This is a genomic window from Rhodococcus sp. IEGM 1307, assembly GCF_030056915.1.
Lineage (GTDB): Bacteria > Actinomycetota > Actinomycetes > Mycobacteriales > Mycobacteriaceae > Rhodococcus_F > Rhodococcus_F opacus_D.
The window spans coordinates 23830-43413 of record NZ_JASHKW010000014.1 but is presented as its reverse complement, the minus strand read 5'-3'; the positions used below and the strand labels follow the sequence as shown (position 1 = coordinate 43413).

At 69.1% G+C, this 19584-nt stretch carries 19 protein-coding genes and 1 riboswitch; of the genes, 5 read left to right on the top strand and 14 right to left on the bottom strand.

From position 1 onward, the window contains the following. Positions 1 to 50: 50 nt before the first annotated feature. Both QM841_RS25535 and QM841_RS25530 read right to left on the bottom strand, forming a co-directional pair. Positions 51 to 1436, bottom strand: a complete 1386-nt coding sequence (locus tag QM841_RS25535; protein WP_283334251.1) for a class II 3-deoxy-7-phosphoheptulonate synthase — start codon at positions 1434 to 1436, stop codon at positions 51 to 53. Between the two features lie 42 nt (positions 1437 to 1478). Further along, a complete protein-coding gene (locus tag QM841_RS25530; protein ID WP_011594241.1) occupies positions 1479 to 1970 on the bottom strand; it encodes a polyadenylate-specific 3'-exoribonuclease AS in 492 nt (163 codons plus the stop codon). A 67-nt stretch (positions 1971 to 2037) separates the two neighbouring features. Here QM841_RS25530 and QM841_RS25525 point away from each other — a divergent pair, with 67 nt between their 5' ends. Then, positions 2038 to 3360 (top strand): glycosyltransferase 87 family protein, encoded by a 1323-nt coding sequence (locus QM841_RS25525; protein WP_283334250.1) that lies wholly within the window; start codon positions 2038 to 2040, stop codon positions 3358 to 3360. A gap of 13 nt (positions 3361 to 3373) precedes the next feature. Here the strand turns inward: QM841_RS25525 and QM841_RS25520 are convergent, their stop codons facing one another. The 6 genes from QM841_RS25520 to QM841_RS25495 all read right to left on the bottom strand — a co-directional run bounded on the left by QM841_RS25520 (position 3374) and on the right by QM841_RS25495 (position 7929). Beyond that, the gene (locus tag QM841_RS25520) at positions 3374 to 4132 is read right to left on the bottom strand and encodes a lysophospholipid acyltransferase family protein (protein ID WP_283334249.1); all 759 of its coding nucleotides are present in this window, start codon (positions 4130 to 4132) and stop codon (positions 3374 to 3376) included. 130 nt (positions 4133 to 4262) lie between these two features. After that, entirely contained in the window at positions 4263 to 5276 is a 1014-nt protein-coding gene (locus QM841_RS25515; RefSeq protein ID WP_280782580.1) for an ROK family protein, read from the bottom strand. 52 nt (positions 5277 to 5328) lie between these two features. Next, positions 5329 to 5730 (bottom strand): hypothetical protein, encoded by a 402-nt coding sequence (locus QM841_RS25510; RefSeq protein ID WP_283334248.1) that lies wholly within the window; start codon positions 5728 to 5730, stop codon positions 5329 to 5331. Next, a complete protein-coding gene (locus QM841_RS25505) occupies positions 5727 to 6968 on the bottom strand; it encodes an ArsA family ATPase (RefSeq protein WP_283334332.1) in 1242 nt (413 codons plus the stop codon). Before QM841_RS25505 ends, QM841_RS25510 begins: the two co-directional genes overlap by 4 nt. Next, positions 6965 to 7402 (bottom strand): SRPBCC family protein, encoded by a 438-nt coding sequence (locus QM841_RS25500; protein WP_009473765.1) that lies wholly within the window; start codon positions 7400 to 7402, stop codon positions 6965 to 6967. Before QM841_RS25500 ends, QM841_RS25505 begins: the two co-directional genes overlap by 4 nt. A 152-nt stretch (positions 7403 to 7554) precedes the next feature. Next, positions 7555 to 7929: a polyketide cyclase / dehydrase and lipid transport gene (locus tag QM841_RS25495; protein ID WP_283334247.1), complete on the bottom strand. Its 375-nt coding sequence runs from the start codon at positions 7927 to 7929 to the stop codon at positions 7555 to 7557. Positions 7930 to 8097: 168 nt separating this feature from the next. On the opposite strand from QM841_RS25495, the gene QM841_RS25490 reads away from it, so the two are divergent. Beyond that, the gene (locus tag QM841_RS25490; RefSeq protein WP_283334246.1) at positions 8098 to 9909 is read left to right on the top strand and encodes an AMP-dependent synthetase/ligase; all 1812 of its coding nucleotides are present in this window, start codon (positions 8098 to 8100) and stop codon (positions 9907 to 9909) included. 60 nt (positions 9910 to 9969) lie between these two features. Here QM841_RS25490 and QM841_RS25485 read toward each other — a convergent pair whose 3' ends face one another. The 4 genes from QM841_RS25485 to QM841_RS25470 all read right to left on the bottom strand — a co-directional run bounded on the left by QM841_RS25485 (position 9970) and on the right by QM841_RS25470 (position 14529). After that, entirely contained in the window at positions 9970 to 11097 is a 1128-nt protein-coding gene (locus tag QM841_RS25485) for a glycosyltransferase family 4 protein (protein ID WP_283334245.1), read from the bottom strand. A 42-nt stretch (positions 11098 to 11139) separates the two neighbouring features. Next, complete coding sequence (locus QM841_RS25480; protein ID WP_283334244.1) at positions 11140 to 12501, bottom strand: peptidase MA family metallohydrolase; 1362 nt, start codon at positions 12499 to 12501, stop codon at positions 11140 to 11142. 49 nt (positions 12502 to 12550) lie between these two features. Next, positions 12551 to 13603: a C40 family peptidase gene (locus QM841_RS25475; protein WP_280782585.1), complete on the bottom strand. Its 1053-nt coding sequence runs from the start codon at positions 13601 to 13603 to the stop codon at positions 12551 to 12553. A gap of 380 nt (positions 13604 to 13983) precedes the next feature. Continuing rightward, entirely contained in the window at positions 13984 to 14529 is a 546-nt protein-coding gene (locus QM841_RS25470; protein WP_198601990.1) for an NlpC/P60 family protein, read from the bottom strand. 14 nt (positions 14530 to 14543) lie between these two features. Next, positions 14544 to 14708: riboswitch (cyclic di-AMP (ydaO/yuaA leader) on the bottom strand. A 457-nt stretch (positions 14709 to 15165) separates the two neighbouring features. On the opposite strand from QM841_RS25470, the gene QM841_RS25465 reads away from it, so the two are divergent. Then, positions 15166 to 16932 carry a DEDD exonuclease domain-containing protein gene (locus tag QM841_RS25465; RefSeq protein WP_283334243.1) on the top strand — a complete coding sequence of 589 codons (1767 nt, stop codon included), beginning with the start codon at positions 15166 to 15168 and terminating at the stop codon, positions 16930 to 16932. Then, complete coding sequence (locus QM841_RS25460; RefSeq protein ID WP_005247708.1) at positions 16929 to 17204, top strand: Lrp/AsnC family transcriptional regulator; 276 nt, start codon at positions 16929 to 16931, stop codon at positions 17202 to 17204. The genes QM841_RS25465 and QM841_RS25460 overlap by 4 nt, the downstream gene beginning before the upstream one ends. A gap of 9 nt (positions 17205 to 17213) precedes the next feature. Here the strand turns inward: QM841_RS25460 and trpD are convergent, their stop codons facing one another. Next, positions 17214 to 18302, bottom strand: coding sequence for an anthranilate phosphoribosyltransferase (gene trpD / locus QM841_RS25455; protein ID WP_280782587.1), 1089 nt, complete (start codon positions 18300 to 18302; stop codon positions 17214 to 17216). 43 nt (positions 18303 to 18345) lie between these two features. After that, complete coding sequence (locus QM841_RS25450; protein WP_283334242.1) at positions 18346 to 18816, bottom strand: hypothetical protein; 471 nt, start codon at positions 18814 to 18816, stop codon at positions 18346 to 18348. Between the two features lie 127 nt (positions 18817 to 18943). On the opposite strand from QM841_RS25450, the gene ctaE reads away from it, so the two are divergent. Then, positions 18944 to 19555 (top strand): aa3-type cytochrome oxidase subunit III, encoded by a 612-nt coding sequence (gene ctaE, locus QM841_RS25445; protein ID WP_005260123.1) that lies wholly within the window; start codon positions 18944 to 18946, stop codon positions 19553 to 19555. Positions 19556 to 19584: the final 29 nt, after the last annotated feature.

Sequence of the window (19584 nt, the reverse complement as noted above, 5' to 3'; positions counted from 1 at the left end):
CGCAGGTGCAGGGCAGTGAGTTCCCCTGAATGTGAATTTACGCCCTGCGGTCAGCCGCGGAGCATCTCCGCGACGAGGAACGCCAGTTCCAGCGACTGCTGGGTGTTGAGGCGGGGGTCGCACGCCGTCTCGTAGCGACCGGACAGGTCGAGGTCGGAGATGTCCTGCGCGCCGCCGAGGCATTCGGTGACGTTCTCACCGGTGAGCTCGACGTGGATGCCGCCCGGGTAGGTGCCGAGTCCGTTGTGGACCTCGAAGAATCCCTGGACCTCGTCGACGATGCGGTCGAAGTGGCGGGTCTTGTAGCCGGTGGACGCCTCGTGGGTGTTGCCGTGCATCGGGTCGCACTGCCAGATCACCTGATGACCGGTGGCCTGGACCTTCTCGACGATGGGCGGCAGCAGGTCGCGAACCTTGTTGTTACCCATCCGCGAGATCAGGGTGAGGCGACCCGGCTTGTTGGTGGGGTCGAGCCGCTCGACGTATTCGACCGCCATCTCCGGTGTGGTGCTGGGCCCGATCTTCAGGCCGATCGGGTTCGACACGAGTTCGGCGAATGCGATGTGGGCCCCGTCGAGCTGACGGGTGCGGTCGCCGATCCACAGGAAGTGGGCGGACAGGTCGTACAGCTTCGCGTGGTCGTCGTCGTTGTCGAGGCGCAGCATCGCGCGCTCGTAGTCGAGGACGAGCGCCTCGTGGCTGGCGAAGATCTGCGCGTGGTGCAGGCTGGGATCGGTGACGCCGCAGGCGTTCATGAACTGCAGCCCGCGGTCGATCTCCGCGGCAAGTGCCTCGTACCGGGCCCCGGCCGGCGACGACGCCACGAACTCGCGGTTCCAGTCGTGCACCTTGTGCAGGTCGGCCATGCCCGCGCCGGTGAGCGCGCGGACCAGGTTCATCGCGGCGCTGGCGTTCGCGTACGCCCGCACGAGCCGCGACGGGTCGTGGGCGCGCACGGCCTCGTCGGCGACGAGGGAGTTGATCATGTCGCCGCGGTACGACTGCAGGCCCAGGGCGTCGACGTCCGACGACCGCGGCTTGGCGTACTGACCGGCGATACGGGCGACCTTGACGACGGGCAGGCTCGCCCCGTACGTCAGGACGACGGCCATCTGCAGCAGGGTGCGGATGTTGCCCTTGATGTGCGGCTCGGTGTTGTCGGCGAACGTCTCGGCGCAGTCACCGCCCTGGAGAAGGAACGCCTCGCCGCGAGCGACCTGAGCCAGCTTCTCCTGCAGGGCCACGACCTCGCTGGCCACCGTGATCGGGGGCACGCTCTCGAGGACGGTCCGCATCGCGGCGGCCTGACCCTCGGGCCATTGCGGCTGCTGAGCAGCGGGCTTGGCCAACGCTGCATCGAGGCGGTCACGCATCTCGGTGGGCAGCGGCGGGAGTTCGGGCAAGCGGTCGATCGGCACGTCGACAGTCCAGTTCACCCATACAGGATATTCGCTCGACCGGAGCGATGGCGAGTCAGGTCACCGGAGTGAGCGCGCCGCCTGAACTGCCTCGAACTTCGCCAGGTTGTGCCTGGCGTCGGCGAGCGCGTCGTGCGCGTCACCCGGTGCAGGTGGGAGCGCCGGACTGCCGTGTTCCTCCCAGTACTGGCGGAGTTCCCGCGTGTACCGGGGCAGCGACTGCGGTAGCTCCGTCATGTCCCCCCACAGCTGGCAGAGGGCGACGTGGTCGTAGGCGGCCACCCACGCCCACAGTTCGGGGACGATGCCGGGGCGGGGAATCAGGAACGCGTAGAGGTCGTCGCGAATGCGGGCGCGGCTCTTCCAGAGGGGCGACGACGGCTGCGGCAGCTTCGGCAGCACGTTCCTGCGCACCCATTTGCCCGCCCGGTCGGGATCGAACTCGGTGGACACTGCGTAGAATTCACGTCCGTCCTCTGCGACCACCCCGATCGACACCAGGTCGATCGTGCGACCATCCTCGATGAACTCGCAGTCGTAGAAGTAACGCACGCCCGCAAACTATGCCTCACCCGTTGGCGTCATCCGGATCCACCCCTACCTCGTGAAGGAGGCCTCGGTGCGCGCAACCTCCGACGGTCGACAGTCCGCCGCCCCTGTCGCGGACCCGCTCGACTCCCGGCGGGTGCCTCCGCATCTCCGCGTCGGTGGTCTCGTCGTCCGGGTCCTCGTCCTCGCCGGGCTCGCGGTCGGATTCGCCTACAACCTGCTCGGACTGCCCGGCCTGCGGGACTTCGGCAGCTACTACCGGCTGGATCTCGACGTCTACCGCCTGGGCGGTTCGGTGTTCCTGCACGGCCCGACCCTGTACGGGTCGATGCCTGCCACCCAGATGGGCAACTTCCTGCCGTTCACGTACCCGCCGCTCGCCGCCGTCGTCTTCAGTCCGCTGTCGACGGTGTCGCTGGCGACGGCCGGGATCGTCGTGACGGTGTTGTCGCTGATCGCGCTGTTCGGCGTCCTCGTCGTCACGCTCGACTCGCTGGGCATCGCACCCCGCACCACGCTGGTGTGGACGGCCCTCGGTGCGCTCGCGGTGTCGATGGCCCTCGAACCCGTCTCGTCGACCCTCGACTACGGGCAGATCAACATCCTGCTGATGCTGCTGGTGGCGGCGGACTGCCTGCCGAAGAAGACGCCGTGGCCGCGCGGCGTGCTGATCGGCCTCGCAGCGGCGGTGAAGCTGACGCCTGCCGTGTTCATCCTGTACTTCCTGGTGCGCAAGGACTTTCGCTCGGCCATCGTGACCGGGGTCGGTTTTCTGGCGTTCAGCGCCGTGGGCGCGATCGCGACGTGGAACGACTCCGTCACCTACTGGACGCACACCCTCTTCGATTCCGATCGGATCGGCACCCCGGCGTATCCCGCGAACCAGAGCATCACCGGTGTGCTGGCCCGGCTCGGACTGAGCGACTCGGTGCGCACCCCGATCTGGCTGCTGCTGAGCGTCGTGGTTCTCGCACTCGTGATTCTCGCGATGGTGCGAGCGCTGCGATCCGGCGAGACCGCGCTCGCGCTGGGACTCAACGCCGTCCTCGGACTGCTCGTCTCCCCCGTGTCCTGGTCACACCACTGGGTGTGGTCCGTGCCGGTGATCCTCGTGTTCGGCGTCCTCGCCTACCGTCGCCGGAGCGTCGCCCTGGCGGTCACGGCCGTGGTCGGCGTCGTCGTCGTGAGGCTCGCCGCGCACTGGAAACTCGGGGTGGGACGGTGGAGCGGAACCCACTGGAATCTGTGGGATCAGTTCCTGGCGTCGTCGTACGTGTGGTGGGGACTCGCCGTGGTGCTGGTCGCGATTTTCGCGTTCCGCACCCGTCCCTCCCAGTCCGACGAGGACGATCGGTCGGAGACCTCCGACGATCTCACCGTCCCCGTCGGCTGAGAGGTCGCGGCCGTCAGCTCGCCCGCGTGTCCGGCAGTCGCGTGACGGTGGTGGCGTCGCTCGCAGGCGCCGCATCGGCCACCGAGGCGTCGGCGGCGGGCGCCTTCTTCTTCAGCGTCGCCGCGTAGATGTCGACGTATTCCTGACCCGACAGCTTCATCAGCTTGTACATGACCTCGTCGGTGACGGCCCGCTCGACGAAGCGGTTGCCGCCCATGCCCTCGAAACGCGAGAAGTCGATGGGCTCACCGACGCGGATGGTGACCTTCGCGGGACGCCACACCCGGGAGCCGATCGGGTTGACCTTCTCCGTACCGATCATCGCGACCGGGATGACCTTCACACCGGACTCCAGAGCCATGCGAGCCAGGCCCGTCTTGCCCTTGTAGAGGCGGCCGTCGGGCGACCGGGTGCCCTCCGGGTAGATCCCGAGCAGCTTGCCCTGCGAGAGGACGCGCAACCCGGCGTTCAATGCGTCCTGCGCGGCATCGGCGCCCGTCCGGTCGATCGGCACCTGACCGACCACCGAGAAGAACCAGCGCTGGAAGGCGCCCTTGAGTCCCGTCCCGGTGAAATACTCGCTCTTGGCGAGAAAAGTGATCCTCCGCGGCACACGCAACGGCAGGAAGAACGAATCCAGCACGGCCTGATGGTTACTCGCCAAGATGGCGCCACCCTCCGCCGGGATGTTCTCCGTACCCTCCACGGTCGGCCTACCCAGCCCCCAGAGAACCGGCCCCAAAAACACGTACTTGAAGAGCCAGTACCACATGGCGTCCCTCCCGTTCACAACCCAAGCTTCGTTCGGGTCGACTCTACTTCGGGCGGGTGAGGGTCGCTACACACGGCCGGGAGGCCCGCACAGCATCACACTCTGCGGGTTTACAGCAGTGGGCCGGACGTCAACCCACCCGATCGGGCAGGACAGCCCGGGCGAGTTCCGCCGCTCCGATCATGCCCGCCGCCTCCCCCAGCTGGGTCGGCCGGATGCGGGCCAGCGGCCGGTGCCCGGCCCCCGTCGTCAGAGCCGCGTAGTGCTCGCGGGCCTCGTCGATGAACAGCGGCGAGGAACTCGCGACGCCGCCGGCGATCACGACGAGATCCGGGTCGTACACATCCCCGATGAGCGCCAGGCCGACGCCGAGCCAACGGGCGAACTCCCGCATGGTCTCCAGTGCCAGCGGATCGCCGTCCTGTGCCGCGCCCGCGATCCGCCGGCCCGTCAGCGCACCCGGATCGACCGCCACGTCCCGCGCGAGGACCGTCGACGTCGCCGGATCCGCGGCCAGAAGTTCGATCGCGGTGTCGACGAGGGCCGTCCCGCTGCAGTACCGCTCCCAGCAGCCGTGCTTGCCGCACGCGCACGGCCGTCCGTCCGGGACCACCTGGATGTGGCCGAGTTCGGGTGCGACGCCGTGGCTGCCGCGGTACAGCCGACCGTCCGCGAGGAGTGCCGCCCCGATGCCCGTGCCGATGGCGAGCATCACCACGTTCCGGCCGCCTGCCGCAGCACCGAACCGGTGCTCGGCCCACGCCGCCGCGTTCACGTCGTGCTCGAGGATCACCGGCAGACCGAGACGCTGCCCGAGGTCCCGGCCGACGGGTGCACCCACCCACGGCAGATGCGGCGCGAACCGCACCGTCGTGCGGTCGGGGGTGATGAATCCGGCGACCGCCAGACCCACGGCGGCGACGTCGTGCCGTGCGGACAGCTCCCGGACCGCCCGGTCCAGGCCGTTCTCGAGCGCCTTCGCCGACGCCGGGGTCGGCGACTGGAGCGAGTCGAGCACCTCACCGGCCGAGTCGACCACCGACGCACGGATGCTCGTTCCACCCACGTCGATGCCGATGGTCAGCGCCGCGCTGCCGCCACGTTCGCTGCCCGTGCCTGTGCTCATGGAGATGATTGTGCCCATGCCGGATCGCCGACGTGCACGAGTCCGGCGATCCGGCCCGCGCGGGGCACGCTCAATGCTTGATGGTGACCGTGATCGGCTCGAACGCCGAGCCGCCGTCCGCTTCGGACGTTCCGCCGCCGGGGCCGGGTTCCGGAGCGTCGGGACCGCCGGGGCCCGGGGTGTCGTGAACGGCGTGTTCGTCGAGGACCTGCCGCAGCACCGCGATCAGCACGGACGCCTGGCCGGCGAGCAGGGTCACGAGATCGTGCTGCTCGCCGCGGATCAGAGCCGCGAGTGCGCACACCGGGCACCACGTGCATCCCGACCACTGCCCGGTTCCGGGGGGCGCGTCCTCGGCGCCCGCCTGGGCGTGCGGCGCCGCCGCACGCTGGAGAAGCGGCTCGAGACGGTCCAGGGCGGTCTCGGCGAGTGTCCGCAGCTCCGCCACCAGCTGCGCGTGGTCGTCGTTCATACCGGCCACACCTGCGGGTCGGGCGTGAAGCGCACGACCAGATCACTTCCGTCGAGTTCTGCGCCCGCGACGACGCACCGGCGCAGGACCGAGGCGAGGCGGACCCGGCGGCGCACCCCTTCAGCTCCCACGACCAAGTCGTCCTCCACTCGACCCAACGTGAGGGTCGACGGGTTCACGAGCGGCAGATACATCCGCATCGTGTACACAGAATCCACACCGGCCCCCGATTCCAGCCCCACCCGCACCGCAGGTGGGTTCTTCCCCAGCACCGCAACCGCGTCCGTGTCGTCGGCATACAACTCCCGGGCGATTCCGCCGAGATCGGCCCACCCTACCGGCTCCGTCACCGACCGGGTCACCGAGAGGATCACGGTGGTGCCCGCGGAGGCGGTCAGCTCGGCAAGGACCCGTTGCTGCAGGGCTCGCCGCCTGATCAACCATGCCACACCGGGATCGTCGTGTCCTGCCGGCGAATCGAAGTGCGGCAGAAGGTTGTTCACGAGGATGGCGTCGACGCGCAGGCCGGACAGCGCGGCGACCGCCACGGTGCGCCGGGTCTCCGTCAGCACCACCCGCTCCGGTGTCGTCACCAGTCGCACAGTGGTTTTCGCCCGGTTCGCGAGCATCTCCCGGACCTCGCCGACCGCGGCGACGACCTGTTCGATCAGCGTCACCAGCATCACGAGGCGGGGATCGGAACCCAGGAGCGCGGCGATGCGGCGGTGCTGCGGCCACACCCGCTCGATGTACTCGAGAGCCATCGCGGGCGCGGCGAGCGTCCGCAGGCAGTCCGCGGTGGGCGGGCAGTCCACCACGACGGCGTCGTAGTCGCCCTCGGTGGCGAACCGGACGACCTCACGCAGCCCGAGCACGTCCTGCACGCCGGGAAGCCCGGTCAGCTCCTCCGGTTCGAGCGCGGACAGCTGGGCGCCGTGGTCGTGTGTTCCGGCGGCCGCGAGAACCGCTGTCAGACTCCGGAATCTGTTCTCGAGCAACGTGAGGGTGTCGAGTTCGAGGACGTCGAGGGTGTCGGTCACGGACACGAGGTCCCGGGCGGCGGCGATCCCGATGACGTCGGCGAGAGAGTGCGCCTGGTCGAGCGAGACGAGCAGAGTCCGGTGTCCGGCCTCTGCGGCCGCCTGTGCCGTCGCGGCCGCGAGCGTCGTCTTTCCGACGCCCCCCTTCCCGACGAAGAACTGGACCCGGGCAGGTCCGGCACGACCTTCGCTACTCAGCCTTCCACCCGCTTCTTGAGTTCCTTGAGCGCGGTGTCGGTGATCGCCTTCTCCGCCTTGCGCTTGAACAGGCCGATCATCGGGATGGTGAGGTCGACGGTGAGCTCGTACGTGACGGTGGTGCCGCCGCCCGGCTCGTCCTCCAGAACGTACGAACCGAACTGCGACTTCTGGATCTCACCGGACTCGAGTTCCCAGCTGACCGATTTGCCGTCGGGCGCCCAGTCGTAGCGGAGTACGTACGTGTCCTTGACCATGCCGGCGTCGAGCACGAACCGCACCCGGTCGGCCCGGCCGCCCTTGCCGGGTTCCATGACCTCGACGGACTTCGCGGCGGTCACCCACGCCGGGTACGCGTCGAAGTCGGCGATCACATCCATCACCCGGGCGGGCGGCGCCTCGATACTGATCGACCTCTTGGTCCTCTCGGGCATGGAGTGAACGCTTCCTTTCGCCTGGCCGACCCGCTCGTCGATCGCGGGGCCACGCCGTTACCGGTTTCGTATGTCTGTGTTGTGCCCGACTATCACACACGATCTCGGCGCTCTGACACAATGCCGACCCTGCCGCGGCGGGCGGATCCGCCTCAGGACGGCGGTTCTCCCGCAGCGCGACCTGCCTCGAGTTCCTTCTTCACTTCGAAGGACATCACTTTGCCCTCGACGCGCCTGCGACGGTTCAGTGCGGCCAGATCGGGGGTGCCCTCGCTGAGGGCCGGTTCGGCGTGGAGGAAGTAGTGGACGATCGCTCCGTCCAGCACCGGCTCGAGCCACACTTCCATGGTTCCGGTGAGCGGTCCGGCCACCGTCCACCGGATGCCCTTCTCGGCCCGGTCCTCGCGGACGGCGAGGGTGAGATCGGGCCACCACCGGCGCCAGCGGGCCGGCGGGGCGATCGCCGCCGCGACCTGCTGCGGTGGGGCCGCGATGAACGTCTGGTCTGCGACCTGAATTCTGCTCACGGCGACTAGCTTCACATACCGCCGTGAGCGGTGGCCGCGGGGTTCCGCGGCACCGCGCGGACAGGGCTCTGACCACCCTTCTTCGGCCAGGAAGCAGACCTGGCCGGGGAAGGTCTAAAGTTGGGAACGCAATCCTACTCGTCAGTATCTTCAGTGTCGGAGGTTTTCGTGCCCGAGTTCAGCGCGCCACAGTCGTTCACGATCGCGGAGGACGCGTCCGCGGTCGACTCGGTGTTCGCCCACGCCGCGGCCGACCCGACGCTGGTCGTGTACAAGCGCAAGATCGGCGGATGCTGGACCGACGTCACGGCCGCCGAATTCGCGGCACAGGTCACCGCAGTCGCCAAGGGTCTCATCGCCCTCGGCGTCCAGCAGGGCGACCGGGTGGCACTGATGTCGGCAACCCGCTACGAGTGGCCCCTCGTCGACTTCGCGATCTGGGCAGCGGGCGGCGTCACCGTCCCGATCTACGAGACATCCTCCGCCGAGCAGGTCCGGTGGATCCTCGAGGACTCCGCCGCGATCGATCTCGTCGTCGAGAACGCGACACACGCGGCCACCGTGAAGGCCGTCGCCGCCGAGGCGACCGCGCTGCGCGGCGTCTACCAGATCGAGGCGTCCGACGGCGGCCGCGGCGTCGTCGAGGAACTGACCGCACTGGGCGCCGACGTTCCCGACGCCGATGTCCGGGCCCGCGTCGCCGCGCTGAAGTCGAGCGATCCGGCCACCCTCATCTACACCTCCGGCACCACCGGCAGGCCCAAGGGCTGCCAGCTCACCCATTCCAACCTCATCGCCGAGTCCAAGGGCATCCTCGATTCCAGCCTCGGCACCCTGCTGAAGACGCCCGGCGTCAGCACCCTCATGTTCCTGCCGATGGCGCATGTGCTGGCGCGCGCCGTCAGCATCGCGTCGTTCGACGCCGGCGCCGCACTCGGACACACCAGCGACATCCCGAACCTCGTCCCCACGTTCGGCGAGTTCCGCCCCGATTTCATCCTGTCGGTGCCGCGGGTGTTCGAGAAGGTGTACAACAGCGCCCGCGCCAAGGCCCACGGCGAGGGCAAGGGCAAGATCTTCGACGCCGCCGCCGAGACGGCCATCGCCTGGAGCGAGGCTCAGGACAAGGGCGGGCCGGGACTGGTCCTCAAGGCCAAGCACGCACTGTTCGACAAGCTGGTGTTCTCGAAGCTGCGGGCCGCGCTCGGCGGCAAATGCCAGCTGGCGATCTCGGGCGGCGCCCCGCTCGGCGCCCGCCTCGGCCACTTCTTCCGCGGCATCGGCATCACGATCTACGAGGGCTACGGCCTCACCGAGACGTCCGCGGCGTTCGCGGTCAACACGATCGGCGAGCAGAAGGTCGGCTCGGTCGGCAAGCCGTTGGCGGGCAATTCCGTTCGCATCGCCGACGACGGTGAGATCCTGCTGTCGGGGCCGGTCGTCTTCAGCGGGTACTGGCGCAACGAGAACGCGACCGCCGACGCGATCGAGAACGGCTGGTTCCACACCGGCGACCTCGGGTCGGTCGACACGGACGGGTACATCACCATCACCGGCCGCAAGAAGGAGATCATCGTCACAGCGGGCGGCAAGAACGTCTCCCCCGCCCAGCTCGAGGATCACCTGCGTGCGCACCCGCTGATCAGCCAGGCCATCGTCGTCGGAGACCAGCAGCCGTTCATCGGCGCGCTGATCACCATCGACGCCGACGCACTGCCCGCGTGGAACGAGCGCAACGGCAAGCCCGCAGGGACGACGGTCGCAGATCTGCTCACCGACGCCGACCTCACGGCCGAGATCGACGAGGCCGTCGCGGAGGCCAACAAGCTCGTGTCACACGCGGAGGCCATCAAGAAGTTCCGGGTCCTGCCCGTCGACTTCACCGAGGAAACCGGCGAGCTCACGCCGACGATGAAGCTCAAGCGCAACGTCGTGCACGACAGCTTCGCCGACGACATCGCAGCCATCTACGCGAAATAGTGCCCTCCGGGCTCGTGAGTACTTGTTAACCGCCCGCGGTTGACAAGTACTCACGGGCGGTCACGCAAGCAGTGCCTGCAGCTTGGCGGCGAGCACGTCCCATCGCCACTGCGCCTTGACCCATTCGCGGCCGGCCGCACCCATCGCGGCCGCGCGGTCGCGATCCGACAGCACCGAGATCACCGATCGCGCCACCTCGGCCACCGACGTGCCGTCCACGACCATCCCGGTTTCGTTCTGCCGCACCGTTTCCGGGGCGCCACCGGACTGTCCGGCGATGACCGGCACACCGGTGGCCGACGCCTCGAGGAAGACGATGCCGAGGCCTTCGACGTCGAGTCCCGCGCCCCTCGTGCGGCACGGCATCGCGAACACGTCGGCGATCGTGTGGTGCGCCGCCAGCTCCGCGGACGGCACCGTGCCCGTGAACACGACGTGGTCCTCCACCCCGACCGAGCGCGCGAGCGAGCGTAGACGGTCCTCGTAGGGGCCGCCGCCGACGATCACGAGCACGGCGCCGTCGATGTGCTCGCGGATGCCCGGGAGCGCCTTGATCAGGATGTCCTGGCCCTTGCGCGGCACGAGACGGGACAGGCACAGGACCGTCGGCCGCTCCCCCAGCCCGTACCGGGACCGCAGTTCGGCCCGCGCGCCGCTGTCCGGGGTGAACAGGTCGGTGTCGACTCCGGGCGGCAGGTGTTCGAGCGCGGCACTCGCGCCGAACGCGGACGCGAATCGGCCCCTCGTGTACCGGCTGACGTACGTGACGACGTCGGTCCGGTCACCGATCCGTCCGAGGGCCTGGCGGGCGGCGGGGAGCATCGACCAGCCGACCTCGTGCCCGTGGGTACTGGCGACCACCCGTTCCGCCCCGGCGCGGCGCAGCGTCGAACTCAGCAGCGCGAGCGGGGCCGCTGCGCCGAACCAGACGCCCGTGCAGTCGTGTTCGGCGAGCAGCTTGGCGGCCCGGCGGGCGACGAACGGCGTGGGCACCATCAACGTGGTGGGGTGCCGGACGACCTGAAACGGTTGCCGCGCATCGAACTTGATATGCGAGTCGCCGCGCCAGCGCGGGGCGTAGACGACTAGGTCGTCGGCGGGCAGGTGCTTGGCGAAGGTGTGCAGGTACGACTGGATTCCACCGGGTCGCGGCGGAAAATCGTTCGTCACCAACAGGGTTCGGCGCATGTGATCACCGTAGGCGGTGGACCGTGCGCAGGCGACGCAGGGTCACCCCAGGTGAGCGCCCACCCAGTCGGTCCAGCGGTCGCGGAACTGATCGGCGTCGACGCCGAGGACGTCGGACAGCCGTCCGTCGACCGTCTCCGGGTCCGCCTCGCCCACGGCCAGCGTCCGGTACAGTTCCGTCAGCCTCGATTCGCCGTACTGCTCCGCGACGAAGGCGTTGATCGACCATGCCGTCTCGTAGGCGACCGAGCCGCGTTCGCCGTATCCGGAGAAGTCGGTGTCCTCGGGGAACTCGGTCGGCGGACCCTCGGCGCCCACCTGCGCGGTCAGTGCCGGCGCGATCTGCCGTTCGGCCTCGCCGGTACCCCGGTATGCCGCGTATTCCGCGTAGCCCTCCAGCACCCACATCGGTGAGCGGTCCACCGTCTCGGCGCGCGCCGCCACGTGGATCAGCTCGTGCCGCAGGATCGCCCGCCGGGTGACCTCGGTCAGCCGGTCCTCGGACGCGGGGCTGAACACGATCCGCTGTCCGGTGACCGTGGCGGCGTCGGGGTCGACGGCGTCCGAGATGGCGACGGCGGCGATGTCGCGTCCATCGTGATTCGGGCCGACGAGCGCCGTGAACTCGTCCTGCGATCCCGCGACCCACACGAGCGCGCGGCCCGCCCAGTTCGAACCCCACAGCTGGGTGGCGTTGACGACGGCGGCGGGGAGTTCGTCCGCCAGCCGGTCGACCATGGTGGCGTTCTCGGGATGTCCGAGCACCACCGACGTTTGCCCGTCACCGGTGTCGACGCGACGCGACACGACGGGTCCGAAATCCCACGGTCCGCGCCAGGTCCGCCGGTCGCCGTCCACGGTGGCGCTGTCGCTGACCAGTGCCCAGCGCTCGCCGCGCCGGGCGACGACGAGAGCCACCGGTTTGCGGGTGGGGCTCTCGTCCGCGATCGCGTAGCGGAGCTGCACGGCGGGGGCCCACACCTCGTCGGCCCCGAGCGCGTCGCCGAGGCTCGACGGCACCGCTGTCTGGGCGCCCTCGGCGATCTCGTAGCCCCAGTCCGAGAACTCGACCCCGGCAACGTTGCCCGCCCGCCGCGTCTCGGCGGCCAGGAATCCCGGTGCCGCCGCCTGATCCATCAGACCGGACAACCGGGCCGCGTCGTTCGTCCGCACAGCCGACGCCCAGGTGTCGAGGAGCGTCTGGACGGCTGTCGCACGCGCGTCGGCGTCGGCCTGCGCGGTACCGACGGCTCCGTCCGTGCCCCGCTCGGTCCGGGAGAACCCGGTCAGCGCGAGGACGACGACGACGGCGAGGACGAGTCCGGCCAGTGCGGCCAGCTCCCACGGGCGCGCCTGACGGCGCGAGGTCGGATCCGTTGCGGGAGACGGGTCTGAAGCGGGCACGCCGGTGAGTGTATGAGCACGCCCGGCCGCCGCTGTCGGACGGTCGCCGTCAGTAGCGGCGCGCCCCGTAGAAGGGGAACTTCGCCATCGACTCGATCTTCACCGGCACACCGAACGTCGAGGCGTGGAGAATGTTGCCGTTTCCTGCATAGAGGCCGACGTGGGACGCGTCGTTGTAGAAGAGGACGACGTCGCCGGGCTGCAGGGCGTCGCGGGACACCGGGGTGCCGCCGCTGGCCTGCGCCTGACTGGACCTCGGCAGCGTCTTGCCGATCTGCTTGTACGCCCACACGACCAGTCCCGAGCAGTCGAATTCGTCCGGACCGGTGGCGCCCCACACGTAGGGGTCGCCGATACGGGTCATGCCTGCCTGCAGCGCGCTCGTGCCCGAGCCGGGGGTGAGATGCGCGAGGATCGTGTTCGGGTCGAAGCCGGGCGGGAAGGGCGTGCCCGCCAGCTGGTCGCGTTCGGCGCCGGTGAGATCTCCGAATGCCTTGATCACGTCGGCGATCTGCGCCTGCAGGTCGCTCTGCTTGCGTTGCAGATCGTCGCTCACCGCTTTGGCCTGCTCGGTCGCGGACCGTGCGGCATCGGCGGACTTCTTCGACGCCTCGGCGGCCTTCGTGGCTTCCGACGTGGCCGACTGGAACTGCGCGACCTGATTGCGGGTGTCGTTGGAGATGGCGTCCAGGGCGGACATCTGGTCCAGGAGCTGCTGCGGCGAATCGCTCACCATTACGGCGAAGAGGCGATTGGTCCGTGCGCCCTGGTAGTTGGCGGTGGCGAGCTTGTTCACCACGGGCTGGAAGACGGCGACGCGCGCGTTGGCGGCGTCGAGCACACCCTGGTCCGTTGCGAGCTGCGCGTCGGCGTCGCGTTGCGCCGACTGCTTGGCCGCGAGATCGATCTGCGCGTTGTGGAGTGCCTCCGACGTCTGCTCGGACTGCCGGGACAGGTCACCGAGCTTCGTCAGCGCGTCGGTCGGGTTGGTGGTCACCGGGTCTGCGCCGGCCTGGATCGCCGGCAGCGACACGAGGGCCACCGACAGCACGCCGGCGGTCAGCACGCTGCCCAGGGAGCGCTTCATCTTGTGTGAGGCCACGGAAATGCAGTTCTCCGATCGTCGCTCTCCACCAGCCGGGCCGGGTGTCCGAGGCGCGGCTCAGGGATTTCCTCGGCCGATGCGACCGTGGAGTGCCGAAGAGGTGGTGACCCGCGTTGCCGCCCGGTTGGCGCGACAAGACTTCGCAAGGTCTCGGATAGGTTACGGAACGGCATACGTTTGTGTCCACCTATGTCACGAATGGGGTGGCGGGGACCACCCGACGGGTGAACGACACGCTGTCTGCCTGGGGCGCAACGACATCGAGGGTGGGTTCGAATCGTGATTCGAACCCACCCTCGGTGGTCGTGCGAGATCCTACGAAGCTACCCCGTGCATCCCCGCCCTCGACTCGGTGGATGCCTCGCCTCGCGTGTGGATCAGTAGCGGCGTGCGCCGTCGAAAGGCATGGACGCGATGGGCGCCAACTTGACGGGCTGACCCTCGGTGGAGGCGTGGATCACGTTGCCGTTGCCGGCGTAGATGCCCGAGTGCGATCCGCCGTAGAAGGAGACGACGTCGCCGGGGCGGAGATCGGACTGCGAGACGGGAGCGCCTGCCGCCGCCTGCGCGTAGCTGGTGCGCGGCAGGTTCAGTCCGGCCTGCTTGAACGCCCACTGCACCAGACCGGAGCAGTCGAACGAGTTGGGGCCGGCGGCGCCGTAGACGTACGGCGAGCCGAGCTTGGTCTGTGCGGCCTGAACGGCCTTGTCACCTGCGGTGCCGGCCGGCGCCGGGGGCGCGGGCAGGTTCGGGACACCGGGGATCTGCGGGATGACGACACCCGGGATCTCGAAGGTTCCGACTCCGGGGATGGTGACGGGATCTGCGGCCGCGGGGGCCGCGGTCGCGGTGAGCGCTCCGACTGCGAGCGCGCCGGCGACGACTGCCCGTCGCACATTCCGCTTGGAAACTTGTGACGCCACGAAAGGGGTACTCCGTTTCTTCCATTCATCCGCCGACCGAGTTAGCTGACGGGTTCGGGCTGGGAAGATCAGCCCTACCCACCGGTGCGTGAGGACGTCCCGGCGGGATTCACCCCAGTAGAAACTTGGGTTCCCGGTACGACCGCTCTCGCGAGTGGCCGATTAGGCGGTGACTAGCGATGCTGCCCCGGTGTTGGGGCTGCGAGACTCCGCTAGGTCTCAGGAAGGTTACGAAATGGAATACCCCGATGTCGACCGGAACACGCGGAAAGTGTCCGTTTGGGCCGATTCCGGCTTTGCGGGCGCGCGATACCCACATTCGGTAACGACCGGATAACAGGCGGTTTGTTTCCGATCTCGTTTCGACAGCGGGAGTGGGCATTTCGCGAAGCCTGACGACTCCCCGATTTTCTCCCGGTCAGCGTTTCTGCTGTTCAACCGGGGTGCCGCGGACCGCACCCGCGACACGCGCCCGACCCGCCGGTACCGGTCCCCGCCCCGTCCGAACACCTCGTTTTCGGCCGCGCGCCCGACCCTCGCACCGCCCGTGACCGCCGCCCGAGACGGTCAGTGTGATCCTCGTCTCTCCGGGCTCTCCGGGCGGTTCTGTCGGTGCCCGTCCATACGCTCTGAGCCGTGAGCGTCCCCGGTGTACCCGAACAGCTGAGATTCGACGAGCTCGACACCCCACTGCGGGACACCACGTTCGTGGTGGTCGACCTCGAGACCACCGGAGCGCGGCCGGGCGAGGACGCCATCACCGAGATCGGCGCCGTGAAGATCCGCGGTGGCGAGGTGATCGCCGAAATGGCCACTCTCGTCGACCCGGGACGGTCCATCCCCCCGCACATCGTGGAGATCACCGGCATCACCACCGCCATGGTGATCGACGCCCCGCGGATCGAGCGAGTGCTGCCGGCGTTCCTGGAGTTCGCACGCGGCGCGGTGCTCGTCGCGCACAACGCCCCGTTCGACACGGGCTTCCTCAAGGCCGCCGCGTCCGCCACCGACACCCCTTGGCCCAAGTTCACCGTGCTCTGCACCGTCAAACTGGCCCGGCGCGTCCTCAGCCGCGACGAAGCGCCGTCCGTCAAGCTGTCGTCGCTGGCCCGGCTGTTCGACGTCGGGACCACTCCGACCCACCGGGCACTCGACGACGCCCGGGCCACCGTCGACGTCCTGCACGCCCTCATCGCGAGGGTCGGCAATCAAGGGGTGCACAGTCTCACCGAGCTCGTCGACTACCTTCCCGACGTCTCCTCGCACCAGCGGGCGAAACGGACGCTCGCCAGCCATCTCCCCCACGCTCCGGGCGTGTACCTGTTCCGCGGACCGTCCGACGAGGTCCTGTACGTCGGCACGGCGACCGATCTGCGCCGGCGGGTGCGCAACTACTTCACCGGCTCGGAGACGCGTGGCCGGATGAAGGAGATGGTGGCCTTGACCACCCGGATCGACCACGTCGAGTGCGCGCATGCACTCGAGGCGGGTGTGCGCGAGCTCCGGCTGCTCGCCGCGCACACGCCGCCGTACAACCGGAGGTCCAAATACCCGAAACGCGGGTGGTGGATCACGCTCACCGTCGAGGCCTTCCCCCGACTGTCGGTGGTGCGCACCCCGACCGCCGACTCGCTCGGTCCGTTCCGGTCCCGCTCGACCGCCGTCGACGTCGCCGACGTCCTCGCCGAGTACTGCATTCTCCGCACCTGCACGAGCCGCATCCCGAAGGGAAGGGAGCACGGTCCGCAGTGCCCACCCCGCGAGCTCGGAGGCTGCCCGGCGTCCGTCCACGACCGCGCCACGGAGGACGCCTACCGTCCCGGGCCGGCACTCTTCCGGCAGTTCCTGCGCGGCCTGGACGACGCCCCACTGCAGCGCATGCGCGCACGGGTGGAGGAGCTGGCCGCCGGCGAGTTGTTCGAGAACGCCGCACGGCTGCGTGATCGCACCGCGGAGGTCGTGCTCGCGTTGCGGAGGATGCAGCGCCTTGCCGCCCTCACCGCGCTCGATCAGCTCGTGGCCGCCCGCCCGGCCGCGACCGGCGGCTGGGAGTTCGCGGTGATCCGTTCCGGGCGTCTCGCGTCCGCGGGCTGCGCCCGGCGCGGAATTCACCCGATGCCGGTGGTCGATGCACTCGTCCTCACCGCCGAAACCGTCGTTCCCGACGCAACTCCGCTCCGCGGCGCGTCCCCCGAGGAAGCCGGCCTGCTCGCGCGCTGGCTCGACCAGGAGGACACCCGCATCGTCAGCGCCTCCTCGGGCTGGTGCGAGCCCGCACGGGGCGCCGGATCCTGGTCCGAGTGGTGCGCACTGGCGCGAGCGGGCAGCGCGTCGACACGGGACGCCGAGACCCGACCACCCGTGCCGGGTTCTGCCGACCACCGCTTAGGCTGGCGATCATGATCAACGCCATCGTCCTGATCCACGCCGAAGCCCACCGCATCCCGGAGACCGCTCAGGCCGTCGCCGACATCGAGGGCGTCGACAAGGTCTATTCCTGCGCAGGCGACGTCGACCTGATCGCGATCGTGCGGGTCCGGGACCACGCGAAGATCGCGGAGGTCGTCACCGAGGGAATCAACAAGGTGGACGGCGTCTCCCGGACGGCGACGCACATCGCGTTCCAGTCCTACTCCAGCGCCGACGTGGAAGCGGGCTTCTCGATCGGCGAGTAGCTCCGCCGACTATTTGCTGGTGGCCAGTCCCGACGTGAGTTCGGCCCACCGTGCGAGCAGCGTCGCGGCCGCTCCACTGTCGATCGACTGCGCCGCCGCCGAGAGTCCGTCCGACAGCGCGTCTTCGAGCGTGCGGCCGCCGAGTCCCCGGAACGCGGCGATCGCCGCCGCGGCGTTGAGGAGGACCGCGTCGCGTACGGGTCCGGTCTCACCGGCGAGGAGTCGCCGTGCCACCGCCGCGTTCACCTCGGCATCGCCGCCGCGCAGTTCGTCGAGCGACACCCGCGCGATCCCGATGTCCCGGGGGTCGAGCTGACGGGTGGTCACCGCCCCGTCCGCCACGATGTGCACGGTCGACGTGGTCGACGTCGTCAACTCGTCCAGGCCGTCGTCACCGCGCACCACGAGCGCCGAGTTGCCGCGCTGCGCGAGCACACCGGCCACCACCGAGATCAGGCCCGGGAACGCGCAGCCGATGAGGCCGGCCCGCGGACGGGCCGGATTGGTGAGCGGTCCGAGCACGTTGAAGACGGTCGGGATGCCGATCTCCTTGCGCGGCGCGCCCGCGAACCGCAGGGCGGGATGGAACACCGGCGCGAAGCAGAAACCGATGCCGACCTCCCGGACGCAGCGGGCCACCTCGTCGGGGCCGAGATTGATCTTCACCCCGAGTGCCTCGAGAACGTCCGCGCCGCCGCTCTTGGACGATGCGGCCCGGTTTCCGTGTTTGACGACGCGAATGCCGGACGCCGCGACCACGAGTGACGCCATCGTGGAGATGTTCACGGTGTTGGATCGGTCACCACCGGTGCCGACTATGTCGACGACGTCGTCGTCGACGGGGACCTTGCGCGCGTGCCCGAGCATCGAGTCCGCGAGTCCGCGCAACTCCTCCGGTGTCTCGCCCTTCATCTTGAGGGCGACGCCGAACGCCGCGATCTGCGCGGACGTGGCGTTGTCGGACATGATCTCGTCCATCGCCCATCTCGCCTCGTCCACCGACAGGTCACGTCCGTCGGTGAGCGTGCCGAGGACCGACGGCCACGTGCGTGCCGGCCGCACACCGTCGTTCGTCCCCTGAGCAGTCGGGCTCTGCATCGTCGTGTCCCCTTGTACTAGTGGCGGATCCGGTCCTGGCAGCCTAGTCACCGGGCGGATCGGACTCGCGCGCCGGTTGCGTCGCGTCCCAGCCGTCGACCGAGCCACCGAGCCGCTGCGCCAGCCCGGCCATTCTCGACCGTTCCTGAGAACAGTGCAGCGCATCGAGGATCTGGACCCGCTGCAGCACGAGTCCGACCGTCGCACCGTCCTCGGCCGGGGATGCCGGACCGTCCGGATCCTGCGGTCGGTAACCGTCCTGCGCGGCGATCGACACGGCGTCGGCCACGGACGAGGCGGGCAGCCGCAGATGGTGCCGCAGCACCGCTTCCGCGCCGGCGTCCCACCGCGGATTCTCGGCGGCGGCGCGGTCGAGCGCGGTCGAGCACGCCTCCACGTCGTCGAAGCTCGAGGCGACGACCACGAGGTCGGGACGATCCTGATCGAGAGGGGCCGGTTGCCGACTGCCGAACAGCCTCCGCAGCCACCCCGTACTGTTGTCACGAGAGCGCATGACTCCACCCTTTCACGGTCCGCCACCAGGGCTGTCAGCAGGGAGAATCGGACAAGCGGGGCGCGTCGACGCGCCGAGGGTGGACCCGGGTAGTCGTCTCTTACGACGAAGCGTCATACTTCTGTCTGTGACGAGCGCAGTAGGGACTTCAGGATCAGCAATCACCCAACGCGTGCACTCGCTGAACCGACCTAACATGGTCAGCGTTGGCACCATCGTGTGGTTGTCAAGTGAGCTCATGTTCTTCGCAGGGCTCTTCGCCATGTACTTCGTGGCGCGAGCACAGGCGAATGGGAACTGGCCGCCGGAGCCGACCGAGCTGAATCTGTTCCTCGCCGTACCGGTGACGCTGGTGCTGATCGCCTCGTCGTTCACCTGCCAGATGGGTGTGTTCGCGGCCGAGCGCGGCGACGTCTTCGGCCTCCGCCGGTGGTACCTCCTGACGCTGGCGATGGGCACCTTCTTCGTCCTCGGCCAGGCCTACGAGTACATCCACCTCGTCGAGCACGGCACCTCGATCTCCAGCAGCGTGTACGGCTCGGTGTTCTACATGACCACCGGCTTCCACGGCATGCACGTGATCGGCGGCCTCATCGCGTTCGTCTTCCTGATCGCACGCACCAAGGTCAGCAAGTTCACGCCCGCCCAGGCCACCGCCGCCATCGTCGTCTCGTACTACTGGCACTTCGTCGACATCGTGTGGATCGGCCTGTTCGCCACGATCTATTTCATCCGTTGATCAGCTGAACGCCCCAGGCAGCCCCCTGA

Coding starts and splice junctions, on each gene's coding strand:
- QM841_RS25520 (WP_283334249.1), bottom strand. CDS start 4,132: ATGTGGTACTGGCTCTTCAAGTACGTGTTTTTGGGGCCGGTTCTCTGG.
- QM841_RS25450 (WP_283334242.1), bottom strand. CDS start 18,816: ATGCGCTCTCGTGACAACAGTACGGGGTGGCTGCGGAGGCTGTTCGGC.
- QM841_RS25510 (WP_283334248.1), bottom strand. CDS start 5,730: ATGAACGACGACCACGCGCAGCTGGTGGCGGAGCTGCGGACACTCGCC.
- QM841_RS25460 (WP_005247708.1), top strand. CDS start 16,929: ATGATCAACGCCATCGTCCTGATCCACGCCGAAGCCCACCGCATCCCG.
- QM841_RS25515 (WP_280782580.1), bottom strand. CDS start 5,276: ATGGGCACAATCATCTCCATGAGCACAGGCACGGGCAGCGAACGTGGC.
- QM841_RS25500 (WP_009473765.1), bottom strand. CDS start 7,402: ATGCCCGAGAGGACCAAGAGGTCGATCAGTATCGAGGCGCCGCCCGCC.
- QM841_RS25485 (WP_283334245.1), bottom strand. CDS start 11,097: ATGCGCCGAACCCTGTTGGTGACGAACGATTTTCCGCCGCGACCCGGT.
- trpD (WP_280782587.1), bottom strand. CDS start 18,302: ATGCAGAGCCCGACTGCTCAGGGGACGAACGACGGTGTGCGGCCGGCA.